The following is a 17,347-nucleotide window of genomic DNA, read 5'->3' as shown; positions in this document are numbered from 1 at the left end:
ACTAACTGAAACAACCTGAGGATGATACGAAGAATGGTGCATCCAGGAGGATTCGAACCTCCGACCGCTCGGTTCGTAGCCGAGTACTCTATCCAGCTGAGCTATGGATGCATCGAGTTAATTCTTGTACAACGCAGGGTGCTAACAACTCACCATGAAAGGAACTGCTCGTTCACTCTTACTTCACCTTTCCAAATGGTGCATCCAGGAGGATTCGAACCTCCGACCGCTCGGTTCGTAGCCGAGTACTCTATCCAGCTGAGCTATGGATGCATCGGAAATGGCGGTGAGGCGGGGATTCGAACCCCGGATGCAGCTTTTGACCGCATACTCCCTTAGCAGGGGAGCGCCTTCAGCCTCTCGGCCACCTCACCTTACGCGTTCTTCCGAACCGTGCTTCTGAACTTGTTTCTGCTCATCGGCACTGCGTGGCGCACATATTACTTTCCCGGACTTATAAGTCAAACATTTATTTCCAGCCTTTTGTTTGATTGCACAAATGACACTCAATTCGGATGCTTTAGCGACAAAAAGAGTGATTTATCAACAAAGAAAGCCTGCTGGAGAACAGAAATGGGCGTTAAAAGAATTGGGAATTGAGAGCGAAAAGCGTGAGATGTGCGGGACTGGAGAGGAAAAACCGGTAGCGCCTCGCTCAGGAGCGAGGCGCTGAATCCGTTAGTAACTCGAGGCTTGAGTTTTTTCGGCTTGAATTCGCTGATAGATCTCTTCGCGATGTACCGAAACTTCTTTAGGCGCGTTAACTCCAATGCGGACCTGGTTACCTTTTACACCCAGCACCGTTACAGTCACCTCATCGCCAATCATGAGGGTTTCACCAACTCGACGAGTTAGAATAAGCATTCTTTGCTCCTTGAAAGATTAAAAGAGTCGGGCTTGTTAGGTCTCCCGGCCGTATCCATCATATAACGCTGAACAATGCCTATGACAAATACACCATTGTGCTTCGCCATGCCAATACATTCTGCTGATAGTTAGTTTAGCCGAAATACACTACATCAACCGGACTTTGTCATTACCTGGTGTGCACCGCGTTAAAAAAGCGCCAGAAAACGGGCTTCTGGCGCTTATCACAATGCGAAGTTTTATACGTTACAGTCGGTTACTGACCCATTCCTGCACGCCTGCCAGCGCGCCCGCTAGCGCCTGCGGATTTGTACCGCCGGCCTGAGCCATATCTGGGCGACCACCGCCTTTACCACCAACCTGAGAGGCCAGTTCGCCAATCAGCTCGCCGGCTTTTACACGGTCAGTAAGATCTTTGGTCACGCCAGCAATCAGTGAAACTTTGCCATCATCAACCGTTGCCAGCACGATAATGGCAGACGTTAACTGGTTCTTCAGATCGTCAACCATGGTACGCAACATTTTCGGTTCAACGTTGCTCAGTTCACTGACCAGCAACTTCGTGCCTTTAACGTCAATCGCCTTACTGCTTAGTGACGCGCTTTCCTGCGCAGCTTGCTGATCGCGCAGTTGCTGCAACTCTTTTTCCAGCGCGCGGACGTGATCAACTAAGCCGCGCACTTTCTCATTCAGGTTACTGCTATTGGCTTTCACCAATTGCGCCACATCCAGCAACTGTTGGCTCTGCGCATTCACTTGTGCCAACGCACCTTCGCCGGTTACAGCTTCAATGCGGCGTACACCTGCAGCAGTACCCGATTCAGACTGAATGCGGAACAGGCCGATATCACCGGTACGCAGCGCGTGAATACCACCACAGAGTTCGGTAGAGAAATCGCCCATGGTCAGCACACGTACGCGCTGATCGTATTTCTCACCAAACAGCGCCATTGCGCCCTTCTGTTTTGCATCATCGAGATCCATGATTTCGGTCTCAACGACAAGGTTGCGGCGAATCTGCGCGTTAACAATATCCTCAACCTGACGGATTTCCTGCGGTTTCATGGCTTCAAAATGAGAGAAGTCGAAACGCAGATATTTATCGTTAACCAGCGAGCCTTTTTGTCCTACGTGATCACCCAACACCTGACGCAGTGCTGCATGCAGTAAGTGCGTGGCGGAGTGATTCAAACGGATGCGCGCGCGACGCGTTTCATCAACCTGCGCATGCAAACGGTCACCAACGCGTAACTGACCGCTGCTCAGCTTACCGATATGACCAATCGCTTTACCATACTTCTGCGTATCCTGAACGCTAAATTCAGCATTCTGCCCAGCCAACACGCCGGTATCGCCAACCTGTCCACCTGACTCGCCGTAGAACGGCGTTTCGTCCAGTACGACCACCGCGTCCTGACCCGCTCTGATCTGCTCAACTTGCTGACCGTCGACGAACAGTGCTTCGACTGTCGCGTTCAGTTCCAGATGGTCATAGCCTTTAAAGTCGGTTGCGGCATCAATGCGAATGACATTGTTATAGTCGGCACCAAAACCGCTGGCTTCACGCGCACGCTGACGCTGCTGCTCCATCGCGGCTTCAAAACCCGCTTCATCAATCTTCAGATTGCGCTCACGGCACACGTCAGCGGTCAAATCCGCCGGGAAACCGAAGGTGTCGTACAGACGGAACACCGTTTCGCCATCAAGCGTATCGCCCTGCAGCTTGGCCAATTCTTCATCCAGCAGCGCGAGTCCACGCTCCAGCGTTTTAGCAAACTGCTCTTCTTCGTTTTTAAGCGCGTTTTCAACATGCTTCTGCTGACGCTTCAGGTCTTCGCCTGCAGCCCCCATCACTTCAATCAGTGGCGCAACGAGTTTATAGAAGAAGGCTTCTTTCGCACCCAGCATATTGCCGTGTCGTACCGCGCGACGAATGATGCGACGCAACACATAGCCGCGGTTTTCGTTTGATGGGATTACGCCATCAGCGATCAGGAAGGCACAAGAGCGAATATGGTCAGCGATAACGCGCAGCGACTTGTTATCCAGATCGGTTGCGCCAGTTACCTGCGCAACTGATTTGATCAATTTGGCAAACAGATCGATTTCATAGTTGGAGTTAACGTGCTGCAACACGGCAGCAATACGCTCCAGACCCATGCCGGTATCCACTGACGGTTTAGGCAGCGGCTCCATGGTGCCGTCGGCCTGACGGTTGAACTGCATGAAGACGATGTTCCAGATCTCGATGTAACGATCGCCATCTTCTTCCGGGCTGCCCGGTGGGCCGCCCCAGATATGATCGCCGTGATCGAAGAAAATTTCGGTACAAGGACCGCAAGGTCCGGTGTCGCCCATCTGCCAGAAGTTATCTGATGCGAAAGCGCTGCCTTTGTTGTCACCGATACGGATAATGCGCTCGCGCGGCACACCAATATCGTTAGCCCAGATTTCGAAGGCTTCATCGTCTGTTTCATAGACGGTCACCCACAGGCGCTCTTTAGGCAGCTTGAACCACTGCTCACCCGTCAGCAGTTCCCATGCATAAGCGATCGCTTCTTTCTTGAAGTAATCACCAAAGCTGAAGTTGCCCAACATTTCAAAGAAGGTGTGGTGACGTGCCGTGTAGCCCACGTTTTCGAGGTCGTTATGCTTGCCGCCGGCACGCACACAGCGCTGCGACGTCGTTGCACGCGCATAGTCGCGCTTATCCTGACCGAGGAAAACGTCTTTAAACTGGACCATCCCGGCATTGGTAAACAGTAAAGTCGGGTCGTTGTTCGGTACGAGGGAGCTGCTGGCTACAACCTGATGTCCCTTGCTATGAAAAAAGTCGAGAAACGCTTGACGGATCTCAGCAGTGCTCTTGCTCATAAAATTCCTGGAATCACGCTAACGAACGTTCCCTTTCGCTGGCAAACCCTATCCATCCGGCCTGCCGCTGACTGAGGAACAAAAAGTGGGAATAAGATAAATTTTCTTCAGTGTGAAGTAAAATCACATCGCCTTTCAGTCGTCACTATTTCTGAAAACAGCCTGAATATCTTCCATCATAAAGCCTTTCGACATTAAAAAACGCTGTACCTTGCTTTTCTCAGTCCAGGTTTGCGGTAAGGGTTCGCCAAATTTGCGTTTGGCAAGATCGGCTGCGCACTGGCTCCAGTCTACTTCGGTATCGAATAGCGCCTGATTGATCTCCTCACGGCCAATGCCCTTTTGCTGCAATTCCATACGCACGCGCTGTGGACCATATCCTTTACGCGCACGGCTTTGAATAAAGCGTTCGGTAAAGCGCTCATCGTTGAGCCAACCGCTCTCCTGACACCAGTCGAGCACTTTTTCCAGTAACTCGTCGGGAATGGGCGTGTTTTCCTGCTGCTGCAGATAAGCCGCACGTTGGGAAGAGAGCTGCAATTTACGCTTCAGCTCTTCACGGCTATGGTCGCGCTGCGAAAGGATGCGCATAGCGCGGTCGAGTAAACGGGAATATGTTGGCACTGGTGCCGCAGATGGTGATGATGACATAGGATCAACCTTGTTCTAACAGTCGTGCAGGGTCGCAGGGTAAAGCAAGAAGGCAGAGAGGAAAAGCGCTGGCGGGGAAAAGCAAAACGGGAGCATCTCGGCTCCCGTTAATATTTTAGAAATCTTCGTTGGTTTCGCTGGCTTCTTCGCGATCATCCGCGGAGATTTTCGCGGTGTCTGCGGCGGCGACATCACCACTTAGCAGTAAGTCACGCAGCTTCTTGTCGATTTCATTCGCAATCGCCGGGTTCTCTTTAAGGAAGTTGGTGGAGTTAGCTTTACCCTGACCAATCTTCTCACCGTTGTAGCTGTACCACGCGCCGGCTTTCTCAACCAGTTTGTGCTTCACGCCAAGATCCACCAGCTCGCCAAAGGTGTTGATACCTTCTCCGTACATGATTTGGAATTCAGCCTGCTTAAACGGTGCCGCAACTTTGTTCTTCACGACTTTCACCCGGGTTTCGCTACCTACCACTTCGTCGCCCTCTTTAATCGCACCGATACGGCGGATATCCAGACGAACAGAAGCGTAGAATTTCAGTGCGTTACCGCCTGTTGTGGTTTCCGGGTTACCGAACATCACACCAATCTTCATACGAATCTGGTTGATGAAGATCAGCAGCGTGTTGGACTGCTTCAGGTTACCCGCCAGCTTACGCATTGCCTGGCTCATCATACGAGCGGCCAGACCCATGTGCGAATCGCCAATCTCGCCTTCGATTTCCGCTTTCGGCGTCAGCGCCGCCACGGAGTCGACGATGATGACGTCAACTGCGCCTGAACGCGCCAGCGCATCACAAATCTCAAGCGCTTGCTCACCGGTATCCGGCTGTGAACACAGCAGGTTATCGATATCAACGCCCAGTTTTTTCGCGTACACCGGATCCAGTGCGTGCTCAGCATCGATAAAGGCACAGGTTTTACCTTTACGCTGTGCAGAAGCAATAACCTGCAGCGTCAGCGTGGTTTTACCCGAAGATTCTGGTCCGTAAATCTCAACGATACGGCCCATCGGCAAGCCACCCGCGCCCAGCGCGATATCCAGTGACAGTGAGCCGGTAGAGATGGTTTCGACATCCATTGAGCGGTCTTCACCCAAGCGCATGATGGAGCCTTTACCAAATTGCTTCTCAATCTGGCCCAGTGCGGCAGCTAAAGCCTTCTGTTTGTTCTCGTCGATCGCCATTTCCACTCCTAATCATGCTGGGTGAGTCGACATCAAGTATGTCGCTCGTTCTGTTGCCGCTAATTATACTGTATAGTCATACAGTATCAAGTTTTAATTTATCAGAAATTCATCAAGCAGCGTTTGCAGCGCCCAAGCCACTGACTGACGGCGTACCGCATCACGGTCGCCAGCAAAGATCTGGCGCTGCGCTAGTACGCGCCCCTCTGGACCCACAATCGCAAACCACACGGTGCCCACCGGTTTATCGGGCGTGCCACCTTCAGGACCGGCAATACCGCTTACGGCGATGGCGTATTCTGCCGCTGCCGCTTTAGCCGCACCGGTAGCCATCTCACGCACCGTCTGTTCACTTACGGCGCCATGCTGCTGCAACGTTGTGTCCTGTACGCCGACCATCTGCTGCTTAGCTTCATTGCTGTAAGTAACGAAACCGCGCTCAAACCAGGCAGAGCTACCGCTGATATCAGTAAATACTTTCGCAATCCAGCCGCCGGTGCAGGATTCTGCAGCGGTCACCGTGGCCTGACGTCTCTTCAGCTGTTCGCCAATACGGTGACTTAGCTGCTGTAACTGTTCATCGTTCATCGCCTTCTCCCGTTGTGGCGCTTCACGTTAGCAGTATATGGTGCGCTGAAAAGCCCTTTTCAACCTTCAGCCATCATTTCTGCGCAGTGGCTTCCAGATACCTTAGCCAGTTTTCACTGCAACCATAAACAGACGCGGGAAGGCTAACAAAACCTGGCCGTTACTGCGTGCGGGGTAAGCCGGAATGAGGGCCTGATGATAATCATGAAGAAATGCTGCCTGCTGCGTTTCATCCAGCCCCGCGAGGAAAGGACGCAGCCCGGTGGCACGCAACCAGGTAATGATGCCCTGCGCATCTGCCATCGGGTGATAATAAGTAGTGCGCCAGACATCAACCTGGCAACCCGCATCGGTCAGCAGATCGTAATAGCGATCGGTGGTTAGCAGGCGTTTGCGATCCGCCGCTTGTGGCGAAATCAGCGCCTGCCATTTTTCATTCGCCGCCACTTCGCGCATCAAACGGTGCGATGGTTCTTCAAGATTATCGGGCATCTGAATCGCTAGCGCGCCACCGATGGCCAATTGATCAACCAGATGCGGCAGCAAGGTGTGATGCTCGGTCAACCACTGCAGCGAGGCGTTGGCATAGATAACCTGCTGCGGCTGTTCAGCCTGCCAGCGACGAATATCGGCCTGCAGGAAATGGCAGTTGGGGAGACGTTCGCGCGCCTGCTCTAACATTGCCGCAGAACTGTCAATGCCGGTTATCTGCGCCTCAGGCCAGGCTTGTGCCAGTAGCTCGGTGCTGTTGCCAGGTCCGCAACCAAGATCGGTGGCAAAGCGCACATCATCGAGCGGAATGCGATCCAATAGCTCGCGCGCCGGGCGGGTTCGCTCTGATTCGAATTGGCGATACAGTTGTGGATTCCAGTCTTGCATGGCAGTGCTCCTGTCTTGGCTGAGGGGTTAAACACTACCTGCTTTTCATGCTTTCATAGAAAGAGAAAAGTGCGATATCTCACCTTTTTGCCCTCGTTAGCTGGTTAGCCTGCGCAGATAGCATTAAGTTAAAACGACGTTTCATTTTCCAAGCAAGGAGCTTGATATGTCTGCACAACCCGCATTGCCCGGCGTATGGTGTCCGTCAGTAACGCCCTTTGATAGCAACAATAATCTGGATATTGATGCGCTTGGCCGCCATTTTTCTCGCCTGAGCCAATCAGGCATTGATACCTTGCTGCTGATGGGCAGTATTGGCGAATTTGCCTCGCTCTCGCAGCAGGAGCGCCTGTTACTGATCCGCGAGGCGCGTCAACTCTCGCCCCTGACCATGGTGGCAAATGTCTCCAGCACCTGTATTGCGGACATGCTGCAACTGGCAGATGCGGCCTGGCAGAACGGATTTGATGCTGTAATGGTGCTGCCTCCTTACTATTACGGGCAGACACATAAACAGCTGCTGCGCTATTTCAAAGCGCTGGATACACAGCTGGGCGGCAAGTGGTTCGCCTACAATTTCCCCGCACGCACCGGCTGTGATTTAACGCCTGCGTTGGTCGCAGAACTGGCGGCAGAGCTGCCCAACTTTATTGGCATCAAAGACACCATGGATTGCTTGTCGCACAACCGCGCAATGATTGAAGAAACGAAGCAGGTGCGCAGCGATTTCACCGTGCTTTCCGGCTATGACGAATATCTGTTGCCCAATCTACTGGCTGGCGGTTCAGGTGTGATTTCCGGCTTGAACAATATTGTGCCGGAGCTATTTGCCCGTGCGATGCAGGCCTGGCGGGCGGGCGATGTAGCGCAGCTCAGTGAGATTCAACAACGTATTGGTAAACTGATGGCGATTTACACTATCGGCGATGATTTTGTTACCACCATAAAAACGGCTGTTGCACGTCGATTTGATTCAATGCGCAGCAACTCGCGCAATTATGGTGGCGAGCTAACAGCGGAACAGTGCGAGGAAGTGGATCGTTTACTGAGTTGAAACAAACAGGACGGCGCAAAGCCGTCCCATAATTAGTTCTTTTTGACGAACTCAGATTTGAGTTTCATCTGGCCAAAACCATCAATTTTGCAATCAATGTTGTGATCGCCTTCGACCAGGCGAATGCTTTTGATTTTGGTACCAATTTTCAACGTCGAAGAGCTGCCTTTAACCTTAAGATCTTTAACGACAGTGACGCTGTCGCCATCGGCTAACAGGTTGCCGTTGGCATCGCGTACCACCAAACCGTCCGATGCATCATCGGCGTTTGCCGTCCAGATATGGCCGCAAGATGGGCAATTCAGGTTCTCGCCATCTTGCCAGGTGTAATCGGCGTGGCAGACAGGACAGGCAGGTAAGGTACTCATAAGCGCTCCTCAGAAGTCGGATGCGGTGAAGATGGCACCGCAAATGGGGGGCCATCTTATACCCTCACACTTTATATGGACAGCATTAAAACAGGCTGCCCTGACGTGCTTTAGCCACGGCTTCACCCAACTGCCACACCGCCATTGCATAGTGGGTGCTATGGTTATAGCGCGTAATGGCATAGAAGTTGGGCAGACCATACCAATATTGATAGCTGGTGCCGAGATCCAAACGCAGCAAACTGACCTGAGTATTACCGTCCAGCGATCCCTGCGGCGTTAAACCACTCGCAGCTAAGGTGCTGACTGGGTACTTGGTTTTAAAGCCATTCTCCAATGCCGGAGCCTGCCCGCTGGCCGGCACCGCAACGTTCTCGCCCGCACGCCAGCCATGTTCTTTGAAGTAGTTGGCTACGCTACCAATCGCATCAACCGGATCCCAAAGGTTGATATGACCATCGCCATTAAAATCGACTGCGTATTGCTTATAAGAGGATGGCATGAACTGTCCATAACCCATCGCACCGGCAAAGGAGCCGCGCAGATCCAGCGGATCGTCTTGCTCTGTTCGCGCCATCAGCAGGAAGGTCTCCAGCTCACCGCTGAAGTAAGCTGCACGACGCGGATAGCTAAATGACAAGGTTGCCAGCGCATCCAGCAAGCGCGTTTTGCCCATTACCCTGCCCCAGCGCGTCTCAACGCCGATAATGCCAACAATGATTTCCGGCGGCACGCCGTAAACCTGCTGCGCACGCTGTAGCGCATCCTGATACTGATTCCAGAATGCCACGCCGTTCTGCACGTTATCCGGCGTAATAAACTTGTTGCGATAGCGAATCCACGCGCCATTCGGTCCGGTTGGCGGCGTATAGCTCGGGGCTTGCTGATCCATCAAACGCAGCACGTAATCCAGACGCTTCGCCTGGCCGATAACCGCATGCAATTGCTCACGGTTAAAACCGTGTTTTGCCACCATTTGATCAATGAACTGTTCAGCTGCGGGGTTACCCGCAAAATCGCCAAACATCGGTTGAACCGCGTGCGAAGGTTCCAGCAAAAAACCGCCTTTCGGTGCAGGCACAACGGCGGGCTGCTGATGGGATGCAGGCTTACTGCTGCAGGCAGCAAGCAGAGTAATAAGCGGAAGAAGAGCAACCTTAAAACGCATTGGATATCCATAAGCCAGGTGAAACCGGAAGCACTCATGGTAATCGTTCATCGGGGTGACATACAGAGCAATATCTTAAAATTTAGCCGTTTCCCGCCCGTTTCAGCCGGTTGCAACGCGAATTTGCGAAACCGCTCCACACTTTACCTTTTTCATTAAATTTTGCTTTTTACCGTTTGCGGCAATTTGTTATGGTCGGCAGCCATAAAGCCCTGCTGGCGGATGAAGGTTACGCGGCAAAAATGGTAATATCCCGCTTTCGTTATCCGCCCAAGTGATAACGACACTTCCGGGCTGCATTGACCCAGCCTCAGGTAATTAAAAGAATGAATGTTGAGTGAGAATGAGATGAAAGGAGCAGAGCAAATGGACTTTAGTGGCCATACGCCGATGATGCAGCAATACCTGCGCCTGAAGGCCGATCATCCTGACATCCTGCTGTTTTATCGCATGGGCGATTTTTACGAGCTGTTTTACGATGACGCGAAACGCGCCTCGCAACTGCTGGAAATCTCTCTGACCAAACGCGGCGCCTCTGCTGGGGAACCGATTCCGATGGCGGGCGTGCCTTACCATGCGGTTGAAGGCTATCTGGCGAAACTGGTCCAGCTCGGCGAATCGGTGGCGATCTGTGAGCAGATTGGCGACCCAGCCTTGAGCAAAGGCCCGGTTGAGCGAAAAGTGGTGCGTATCGTTACACCCGGCACCATCAGCGATGAAGCGTTGCTGCAAGAGCGCCAGGATAACCTGCTCGCCGCCATCTTCCAGAGCCAGCGCGGTTTTGGTTATGCAACGCTGGACATCAGTTCTGGCCGCTTCCGCCTGAGTGAACCCGGCGATCTGGAGACGATGGCAGCAGAACTGCAGCGCACCAATCCGGCTGAACTGCTCTATCCCGAAGATTTCCAGGCAATGACGTTGATCGATCAACGCCGTGGCCTGCGTCGCCGCCCGCTGTGGGAATATGAAATCGATACGGCGCGCCAGCAGCTCAATCTGCAATTTGGCACCCGCGACTTAAGTGGTTTTGGCGTTGAGCAGGCGCATCTGGCGCTACGCGCTGCAGGATGTCTGCTGCAATATGTTAAAGACACGCAACGCACGTCGTTACCGCATATTCGCTCGCTGAGCATGGAGCGTCAGCAGGATAGCGTGATCATGGATGCTGCTACGCGCCGCAACCTGGAAATAACGCAAAACCTGGCCGGCGGCATCGAGAACACACTGGCGGCGATACTGGATAAAACCGTCACGCCGATGGGCAGCCGTATGCTGAAACGCTGGCTGCATATGCCGCTGCGCGATGTCACTACCATTGCCCGGCGTCAGGAGTCTATCGCAGAACTGCAATCACTTAGTCAGGAGCTGCAGCCGGTGCTGCGCCAGGTGGGCGATCTGGAGCGTATTCTGGCGCGACTGGCACTGCGCACCGCGCGCCCACGCGATTTGGCACGTATGCGCCATGCCTTCCAGCAGTTGCCCGAGTTAAACCAACAACTCGAGGGCGTTGAGGCCACGCAGTTAATTAATCTGCGCTCTCAGATGGGCGAATTTACCGAACTGCGTGAGTTGCTGGAACAGGCGATCATTGAATCGCCGCCAGTGCTGGTGCGCGACGGTGGCGTGATCGCTTCGGGATACAACGCTGAACTCGACGAGTGGCGTGCGCTAGCCGATGGTGCCACCGATTATCTTGATCGTCTGGAAATCCGAGAGCGCGAGAAACTCGGGCTGGATACGCTGAAAGTCGGCTTTAACGCGATTCACGGCTACTACATTCAGGTCAGCCGTGGTCAAAGCCATCTGGTGCCGATTCATTACGTTCGCCGCCAGACGCTGAAGAATGCTGAACGCTATATCATTCCTGAACTAAAAGAGTATGAAGATAAGGTCCTGACGTCGAAGGGCAAAGCGCTGGCGCTGGAGAAAGGTCTCTACGATGAGCTGTTTGATCGCTTGCTACCACATCTTGAAGCCCTGCAAATCAGTGCGGCTGCACTCTCTGAGCTGGACGTGCTAGCGAACCTGGCCGAACGTGCATGGACGCTGAATTATTGCCGCCCGGTGCTGCAAGAAAAAGCCGGCATCCGTATTACTGCAGGCCGCCATCCGGTGGTCGAGCAGGTATTGAAAGAGCCGTTTATCGCGAATCCGCTGTCACTCTCACCGCAGCGTCGCATGCTGATCATTACCGGCCCCAATATGGGCGGTAAAAGTACCTACATGCGCCAGACAGCGTTGATCGCGCTGATGGCGTGGATAGGCAGCTATGTGCCAGCAGAAGAGACCGTCATCGGCCCTATCGATCGCATCTTCACGCGCGTCGGGGCTGCTGATGATCTGGCTTCCGGACGCTCAACCTTTATGGTGGAGATGACGGAAACCGCCAACATTCTGCATAACGCTACCGAAAACAGTCTGGTACTGATGGATGAAATCGGGCGCGGCACCTCGACTTATGATGGTTTGTCGCTGGCATGGGCCTGCGCTGAAAGTTTGGCGAATCGCATTAAGGCCATGACGCTGTTTGCCACCCACTATTTCGAGCTGACCACGCTGCCGGAAAAAATGGAAGGTGTCGTGAATGTGCATCTGGATGCGGTCGAACACGGAGACACCATCGCCTTTATGCACAGCGTGCAGGATGGTGCAGCAAGCAAAAGTTATGGTCTCGCGGTGGCGGCGCTGGCGGGCGTGCCGAAGGAAGTGATTAAGCGCGCGCGTAACAAGCTGAAGGAGCTGGAAGCGTTATCTGGCAGCTCCGCCGCATCCACAGTGGAAGGTTCGCAAATGCAGTTGCTGGTGGCAGAAACCTCACCGGCGGTTGATGCGCTTGAGGCACTGGACCCAGACAGCTTAACGCCGAAGCAAGCGCTGGAATGGATCTATCGCTTGAAAACGCTGGTGTAGTTATTCGCCCGCCCAGAAGCAACGTTCTGTGCGGGCCATTTTTTTTACAATTCCCTGGTGTTAAGCAATTTTAGCGGGCTCATTCCAGTCAACTCGCCCGGCTTTAAATCACACTATATCCCCCATCGATCACTAAATTCTCGCCATTGACCATTGCCGCTTCATTGCTGCTGAGATACAACACCGTACTCGCGACTTCGTCAGGTGTGGCAAAACGTCGTGATGGGATTTTTGATTTCATCTGCTCCGCTCGCTCCCCATGCCAGTAACGCTTACCTAATTCCGTCTCAACCACCGTTGGTGAAATGGCATTAGCGGTAATACCAAACGGCCCCAACTCCGCTGCCAACACCCGCGTGAAAGACACCATACCTGATTTGCTGGTGCAATATGCCGCGTGCTCATTGAGTGCAATGACGCTGGCCTGTGAGGCGATGTTAATCAGGCGGCCAAAACCGTGTTCTTTCATATATCGAGCACAATGCTGAGCGAGGAAGAATGGCGCGGTCATGTTAATCAACATCGTGGTATTCCAGCTGGCGAGTTGCACTTCGCCCACGGATTCCAGCATGCCAATACCGGCGTTATTGACCAGGATGTCAATGCGGCCAAAATCATGGTGAATCTGCTCAACCAGTTCGCCAAGCGCTTCGACATTAGCCAGATCGAAAACGTAACCTCGCGCAGGGTTGTCCATCTTGCTGGCAACCGTTTTTACCTCTTCTGCGCGATCGATCATCGCCACTTGGGCACCCGCAGCACTTAAACAGCGGGCAATGGCGTAACCAATTCCCGATGCGGCGCCGGTGACGATGGCGACCTTATTTTGCAGTGAAAATGGTGTTGTCATGTTGTGGTCCTTTTCATTGAGGGTATTTATTCGGATTTGCTGGCCGTGGTCTTGGAAGGAGCGTTACGCTCTATTTTTGGTTGGGGATCACGAATAAAGAATGTCATGACGCCGCCAGCAAAATAGAGAACGGAGAAAGTAATAATCACGTGCTTGATTTCAAATGACAGGCCGAACATTAGTGCGGCAACCGCCGGACCAATTAGATTACCGAAACCACCACCCAGATTTTGCACCGAAACCGCAGCGCCTTTATGCTGCGGCGCCAGCATCGGGAAAATCGCCCCCATTGGCACAAAGGAGGTGAGCGTTAAGGCTAATAACAGCGCGCAGACAATGGCTAACGCCAGATTACCTGGGAAAAATGAGGGTAAAAAATAGAAAGCGGCAGTGGTAATCGTGCATCCGAAGAAACCAAACCAGCGCATCTGAAAAATCCAGCCAATACGATCGCCAATAATGCCCCAAAGCACATTGGTTATTGGTTGAACCAGGAAAAATACGCCCCAGATAGTCGCCCACTCTTTAGTAGAAAATCCTAATTCACGGGTGAAATAGATCGGCATAAATACCGGCAGGCCAAATAATGCCACATTACATAAGATGCGTGTTATCAGCGCAAAGAACATACTGCGGTCTTCGAAGATCAAGGTTATTCCGCGCGATATTTCCCGCAATTTTTCTTTGCGACTGACGCCGTTACTATTTAGATTGTGTTCACTCTGAGTTTTAACCGTAAACAATATAATCACACCGCCCACCGCAGCAAACAGCAGTGAAAGCCAAAGCGTATTGATGAACCCAATTTCAGGCACCAGAAGGCCGGAGAGGAAGGAAGCTGTAATGCCATAACCAATGGTAAACATCGACCATATCCAGCCGGTTGCGGAGGCAAGTCGATGCTCAGGCGTGCGCTGCACCACTAATACATAGAATCCATAAAAGAACAGCGGATAAGCGAAGCCGCGCAACGTATAACTCACCAACATCAAGGTAAAGTTATTTTCACTTACGCCAAAATAAACAAATACGGCATGTAACACCATCCACCAAATAGCGCCGGTGAGCATAATTTTCTTCGGACCATAAATTTCACTCACGGCACCGGAAAGCCAACTTGAAACTGCTGCCGTTAACGCATAAACGGTGAAAACTAATGAAACTTGTTTTTCTCCATAGCCGAGATCGTAGAGATATCGGGAGAGATGAGCCAGTTCGATGCCATCGCCGGTCATGAAGATGGCCATCGCAATATATCCCCATAGCAGAGATATTGGCATCCCAAAAACCACTCTGGAGTATTGTGACTTTGTACTGCTGCTTTGCACACGCATTGTTCTTCTCACTCCCTTTTAGTTATTCATTGCTTGAATATCCTGGTGATACAGCGAGCAAGAAAATGGCATAGCACCGTTTTAAAAACTTTTATCAGAGTGACACGGAGAAAGGAAATAAGGCAAAATTGCAAAGAAAGTCGTGCACAACATTACAAATTGCTAAATGAGAGCAAGATAAATAGAGCATTTATTAGATGTTTAATTAACATCTAATGGATTTAATTTACGGTTATCTATTTAGGTGACGGTTTAAGTGATAGCGTTAAAAGATTTTACTTTGATGAATTAACAAGTGCTGCCTGTATATTTTAACCAATAAAAAAGCGGTGGTTTTCACCACCGCTTCTTGTATTAACCACGTATTCTGTTATTCACGAAACAGTGCTTCGATGTTCAAACCTTGCGTCTGCAGAATCTCACGCAGACGACGCAGTCCTTCCACCTGAATCTGACGTACGCGTTCACGGGTCAAACCGATTTCACGACCGACATCTTCAAGCGTTGCCGCTTCGTAGCCTAACAGGCCGAAACGACGCGCCAGCACTTCACGCTGCTTGGCATTCAGTTCAAACAACCACTTAACGATGCTCTGTTTCATATCATCGTCTTGCGTGGTGTCTTCCGGACCGTTGTCTTTCTCATCGGCCAGGATATCCAGCAGCGCTTTTTCGGAATCGCCACCCAAAGGTGTATCGACCGAGGTAATGCGCTCATTGAGACGCAGCATACGGCTCACGTCATCAACAGGCTTGTCTAGCTGCTCGGCAATCTCTTCAGCACTTGGCTCATGATCAAGCTTGTGCGAAAGTTCACGCGCGGTACGCAGGTAAACATTTAACTCTTTAACGATGTGGATTGGCAGACGGATGGTACGGGTTTGATTCATAATCGCCCGTTCAATTGTCTGACGAATCCACCACGTGGCGTAAGTTGAGAAACGGAACCCACGTTCTGGGTCAAACTTCTCTACGGCGCGAATCAAGCCGAGATTACCCTCTTCAATCAGATCCAGCAGCGCCAGACCACGATTGCTATAACGACGGGCAATCTTTACTACCAAGCGTAAGTTACTTTCAATCATGCGGCGGCGAGATGGAATGTCACCCCGCAGTGCACGGCGCGCAAAGAAGACTTCTTCTTCTGCCGTCAGCAGCGGTGAATAACCAATCTCTCCGAGGTAAAGCTGCGTCGCATCCAAAACGCGTTGCGTCGCACCCTGTGACAACAGCTCTTCTTCCGCTACGTCGTTGTTATCACCAGGTTCGTTCTCAACGAGAGCCTTCTCATCAAAAACCTCAGCTCCGTTGTTTTCCTCGAATTCCGCATCTTCATGTAAATCGTTAACTTTCAGCGTATTCTGGTTCATTAGCGGCTCCTACCCGTGATCCAAGGGCAGAACCAAGGTTCTGCCGGATTATCGCTGCGGTAAATAACGCAACGGGTTTACGGATTTCCCCTTGTAACGAATTTCAAAGTGCAATCGTACTGAACTGGTACCGGTGCTACCCATGGTAGCGATTTTTTGCCCCGCCTTAACTTCCTGTTGTTCCCGGACCAGCATAGAGTCGTTATGGGCGTAGGCGCTCAGGTAGTCATCATTGTGTTTGATGATGATTAAATTACCGTACCCACGGAGCGCGTTGCCTGCGTACACCACTCTTCCCGAAGCTGTGGCGACAACAGGTTGTCCACGCGAACCGGCGATATCGACCCCTTTGTTTCCGCCTTCCGCAGCGGAGAAGTTATCGATGATCTTCCCATCAGTCGGCCAACGCCAGCTTCCCACTGGAGTTGTGCTATTAGTCGTGCTGCTGACTGTAGGTGGTGCGACAACCGGAGCTGTGGTCGTTGCCACATTATTTGCTCCTTTCGACGGCAGCAATTTGCTACCCGACGAATTACCCGAATCATCAGAATACGTAATAACAGGTTGCTGTGCAACAGGGGTGGATTTAATTTGCGTCTGGCTCAGTGTAACTGGCACGCCGCCCTGGGTTGCATCGGCGGCAGTAATCGCGTTTCCACCGGTAATGGTCTGGCCGTTACCATTACCAACCTGCAGCGTTTGCCCAGCGTTCAAGCCATACGGGGCTGCAATATTGTTACGCTGTGCCAGATCGCGGAAATCGTTTCCGGTAATCCAGGCAATGTAGAACAGGGTATCGCCACGTTTTACGGTATAGGTTTCACCACCGTAGCTACCTTTAGGAATATTCCCATAATTGCGATTGTACACAATGCGACCATTTTCCGTGGCTACATTGTTATTGTCACTTACCATTCCACCTGACGGTTGTGCCGATGGTGTGCCGCCGCTTAACATTCCGCCACGTGGCATCGCGGGCACAGCGCTGTTTTGCGAAGAGATCATGCCGCCGCCTGAGGCTGAAGCCATACCGCTATCGCCACTATTACCACCAATCTGGCTAATGGGTGCCTGTGTATTATCGCCAGAACTACAGCCCGCCAGCCAAAAACCTACCAAAGAAAGTGCCGCCAAACGGCGTAATTGAAATGCTGTGCTTCCCATGCTCACTGATCCCCCGTGATGGCAACCCTGAATATAAATGTGTAACGGCGTTAACCGCATTATCCACTGCGCGTAACGTTAAAAA

General features: G+C 52.0%; 14 protein-coding genes and 3 tRNA genes. 2 read left to right on the top strand and 15 right to left on the bottom strand.

Going from position 1 to position 17,347, the window contains the following annotated elements:
* Positions 1 to 34 precede the first annotated feature (34 nt).
* The 9 genes from PZBJ_RS11785 to tam form a co-directional block, all read right to left on the bottom strand.
* Positions 35 to 111 (bottom strand) — tRNA-Arg (locus PZBJ_RS11785).
* An 85-nt stretch (positions 112 to 196) separates the two neighbouring features.
* A tRNA-Arg gene (locus PZBJ_RS11780) sits at positions 197 to 273 on the bottom strand.
* 8 nt (positions 274 to 281) lie between these two features.
* A tRNA-Ser gene (locus PZBJ_RS11775) sits at positions 282 to 374 on the bottom strand.
* A 304-nt stretch (positions 375 to 678) separates the two neighbouring features.
* A complete protein-coding gene (gene csrA / locus PZBJ_RS11770) occupies positions 679 to 864 on the bottom strand; it encodes a carbon storage regulator CsrA (RefSeq protein WP_008104508.1) in 186 nt (61 codons plus the stop codon).
* A 249-nt stretch (positions 865 to 1,113) separates the two neighbouring features.
* Positions 1,114 to 3,741: an alanine--tRNA ligase gene (gene alaS / locus PZBJ_RS11765; RefSeq protein WP_101762619.1), complete on the bottom strand. Its 2,628-nt coding sequence runs from the start codon at positions 3,739 to 3,741 to the stop codon at positions 1,114 to 1,116.
* Between the two features lie 135 nt (positions 3,742 to 3,876).
* A complete protein-coding gene (locus tag PZBJ_RS11760) occupies positions 3,877 to 4,392 on the bottom strand; it encodes a regulatory protein RecX (protein WP_192411988.1) in 516 nt (171 codons plus the stop codon).
* Between the two features lie 115 nt (positions 4,393 to 4,507).
* On the bottom strand, positions 4,508 to 5,578 hold the full coding sequence (gene recA / locus PZBJ_RS11755) for a recombinase RecA (protein WP_101762617.1): 1,071 nt from the start codon (positions 5,576 to 5,578) through the stop codon (positions 4,508 to 4,510).
* Between the two features lie 93 nt (positions 5,579 to 5,671).
* The gene (pncC, locus tag PZBJ_RS11750) at positions 5,672 to 6,166 is read right to left on the bottom strand and encodes a nicotinamide-nucleotide amidase (RefSeq protein ID WP_101762616.1); all 495 of its coding nucleotides are present in this window, start codon (positions 6,164 to 6,166) and stop codon (positions 5,672 to 5,674) included.
* Positions 6,167 to 6,268: 102 nt separating this feature from the next.
* Entirely contained in the window at positions 6,269 to 7,045 is a 777-nt protein-coding gene (gene tam / locus PZBJ_RS11745; RefSeq protein WP_101762615.1) for a trans-aconitate 2-methyltransferase, read from the bottom strand.
* Between the two features lie 166 nt (positions 7,046 to 7,211).
* Between tam and PZBJ_RS11740 the strand changes: the two genes are divergently transcribed.
* Positions 7,212 to 8,099: a dihydrodipicolinate synthase family protein gene (locus tag PZBJ_RS11740; protein WP_101762614.1), complete on the top strand. Its 888-nt coding sequence runs from the start codon at positions 7,212 to 7,214 to the stop codon at positions 8,097 to 8,099.
* A gap of 32 nt (positions 8,100 to 8,131) precedes the next feature.
* Here PZBJ_RS11740 and PZBJ_RS11735 read toward each other — a convergent pair whose 3' ends face one another.
* Together PZBJ_RS11735 and mltB are read right to left on the bottom strand one after the other, a co-directional pair.
* Positions 8,132 to 8,467 carry a zinc ribbon domain-containing protein YjdM gene (locus PZBJ_RS11735; RefSeq protein WP_101762613.1) on the bottom strand — a complete coding sequence of 112 codons (336 nt, stop codon included), beginning with the start codon at positions 8,465 to 8,467 and terminating at the stop codon, positions 8,132 to 8,134.
* An 85-nt stretch (positions 8,468 to 8,552) separates the two neighbouring features.
* Complete coding sequence (gene mltB, locus PZBJ_RS11730) at positions 8,553 to 9,635, bottom strand: lytic murein transglycosylase B (RefSeq protein WP_101762612.1); 1,083 nt, start codon at positions 9,633 to 9,635, stop codon at positions 8,553 to 8,555.
* Between the two features lie 366 nt (positions 9,636 to 10,001).
* Here mltB and mutS point away from each other — a divergent pair, with 366 nt between their 5' ends.
* Positions 10,002 to 12,545, top strand: coding sequence for a DNA mismatch repair protein MutS (mutS, locus tag PZBJ_RS11725; RefSeq protein WP_101762611.1), 2,544 nt, complete (start codon positions 10,002 to 10,004; stop codon positions 12,543 to 12,545).
* Between the two features lie 103 nt (positions 12,546 to 12,648).
* Here mutS and PZBJ_RS11720 read toward each other — a convergent pair whose 3' ends face one another.
* From PZBJ_RS11720 to nlpD, 4 genes are all read right to left on the bottom strand, one after another.
* Positions 12,649 to 13,395 carry a GolD/DthD family dehydrogenase gene (locus PZBJ_RS11720; protein ID WP_101762610.1) on the bottom strand — a complete coding sequence of 249 codons (747 nt, stop codon included), beginning with the start codon at positions 13,393 to 13,395 and terminating at the stop codon, positions 12,649 to 12,651.
* A 26-nt stretch (positions 13,396 to 13,421) separates the two neighbouring features.
* Positions 13,422 to 14,675 (bottom strand): MFS transporter, encoded by a 1,254-nt coding sequence (locus PZBJ_RS11715; protein ID WP_167391192.1) that lies wholly within the window; start codon positions 14,673 to 14,675, stop codon positions 13,422 to 13,424.
* A 424-nt stretch (positions 14,676 to 15,099) separates the two neighbouring features.
* Positions 15,100 to 16,098, bottom strand: coding sequence for an RNA polymerase sigma factor RpoS (rpoS, locus tag PZBJ_RS11710; protein WP_007893257.1), 999 nt, complete (start codon positions 16,096 to 16,098; stop codon positions 15,100 to 15,102).
* A gap of 48 nt (positions 16,099 to 16,146) precedes the next feature.
* A complete protein-coding gene (gene nlpD, locus PZBJ_RS11705) occupies positions 16,147 to 17,268 on the bottom strand; it encodes a murein hydrolase activator NlpD (RefSeq protein ID WP_206098214.1) in 1,122 nt (373 codons plus the stop codon).
* Positions 17,269 to 17,347 lie beyond the last annotated feature (79 nt).

Source organism: Pantoea endophytica (assembly GCF_002858935.1).
Classification (GTDB): domain Bacteria; phylum Pseudomonadota; class Gammaproteobacteria; order Enterobacterales; family Enterobacteriaceae; genus Pantoea; species Pantoea leporis.
The sequence above is the reverse complement of the archived record's forward strand: the minus strand, read 5'-3'. Positions and strand labels throughout refer to the sequence as shown.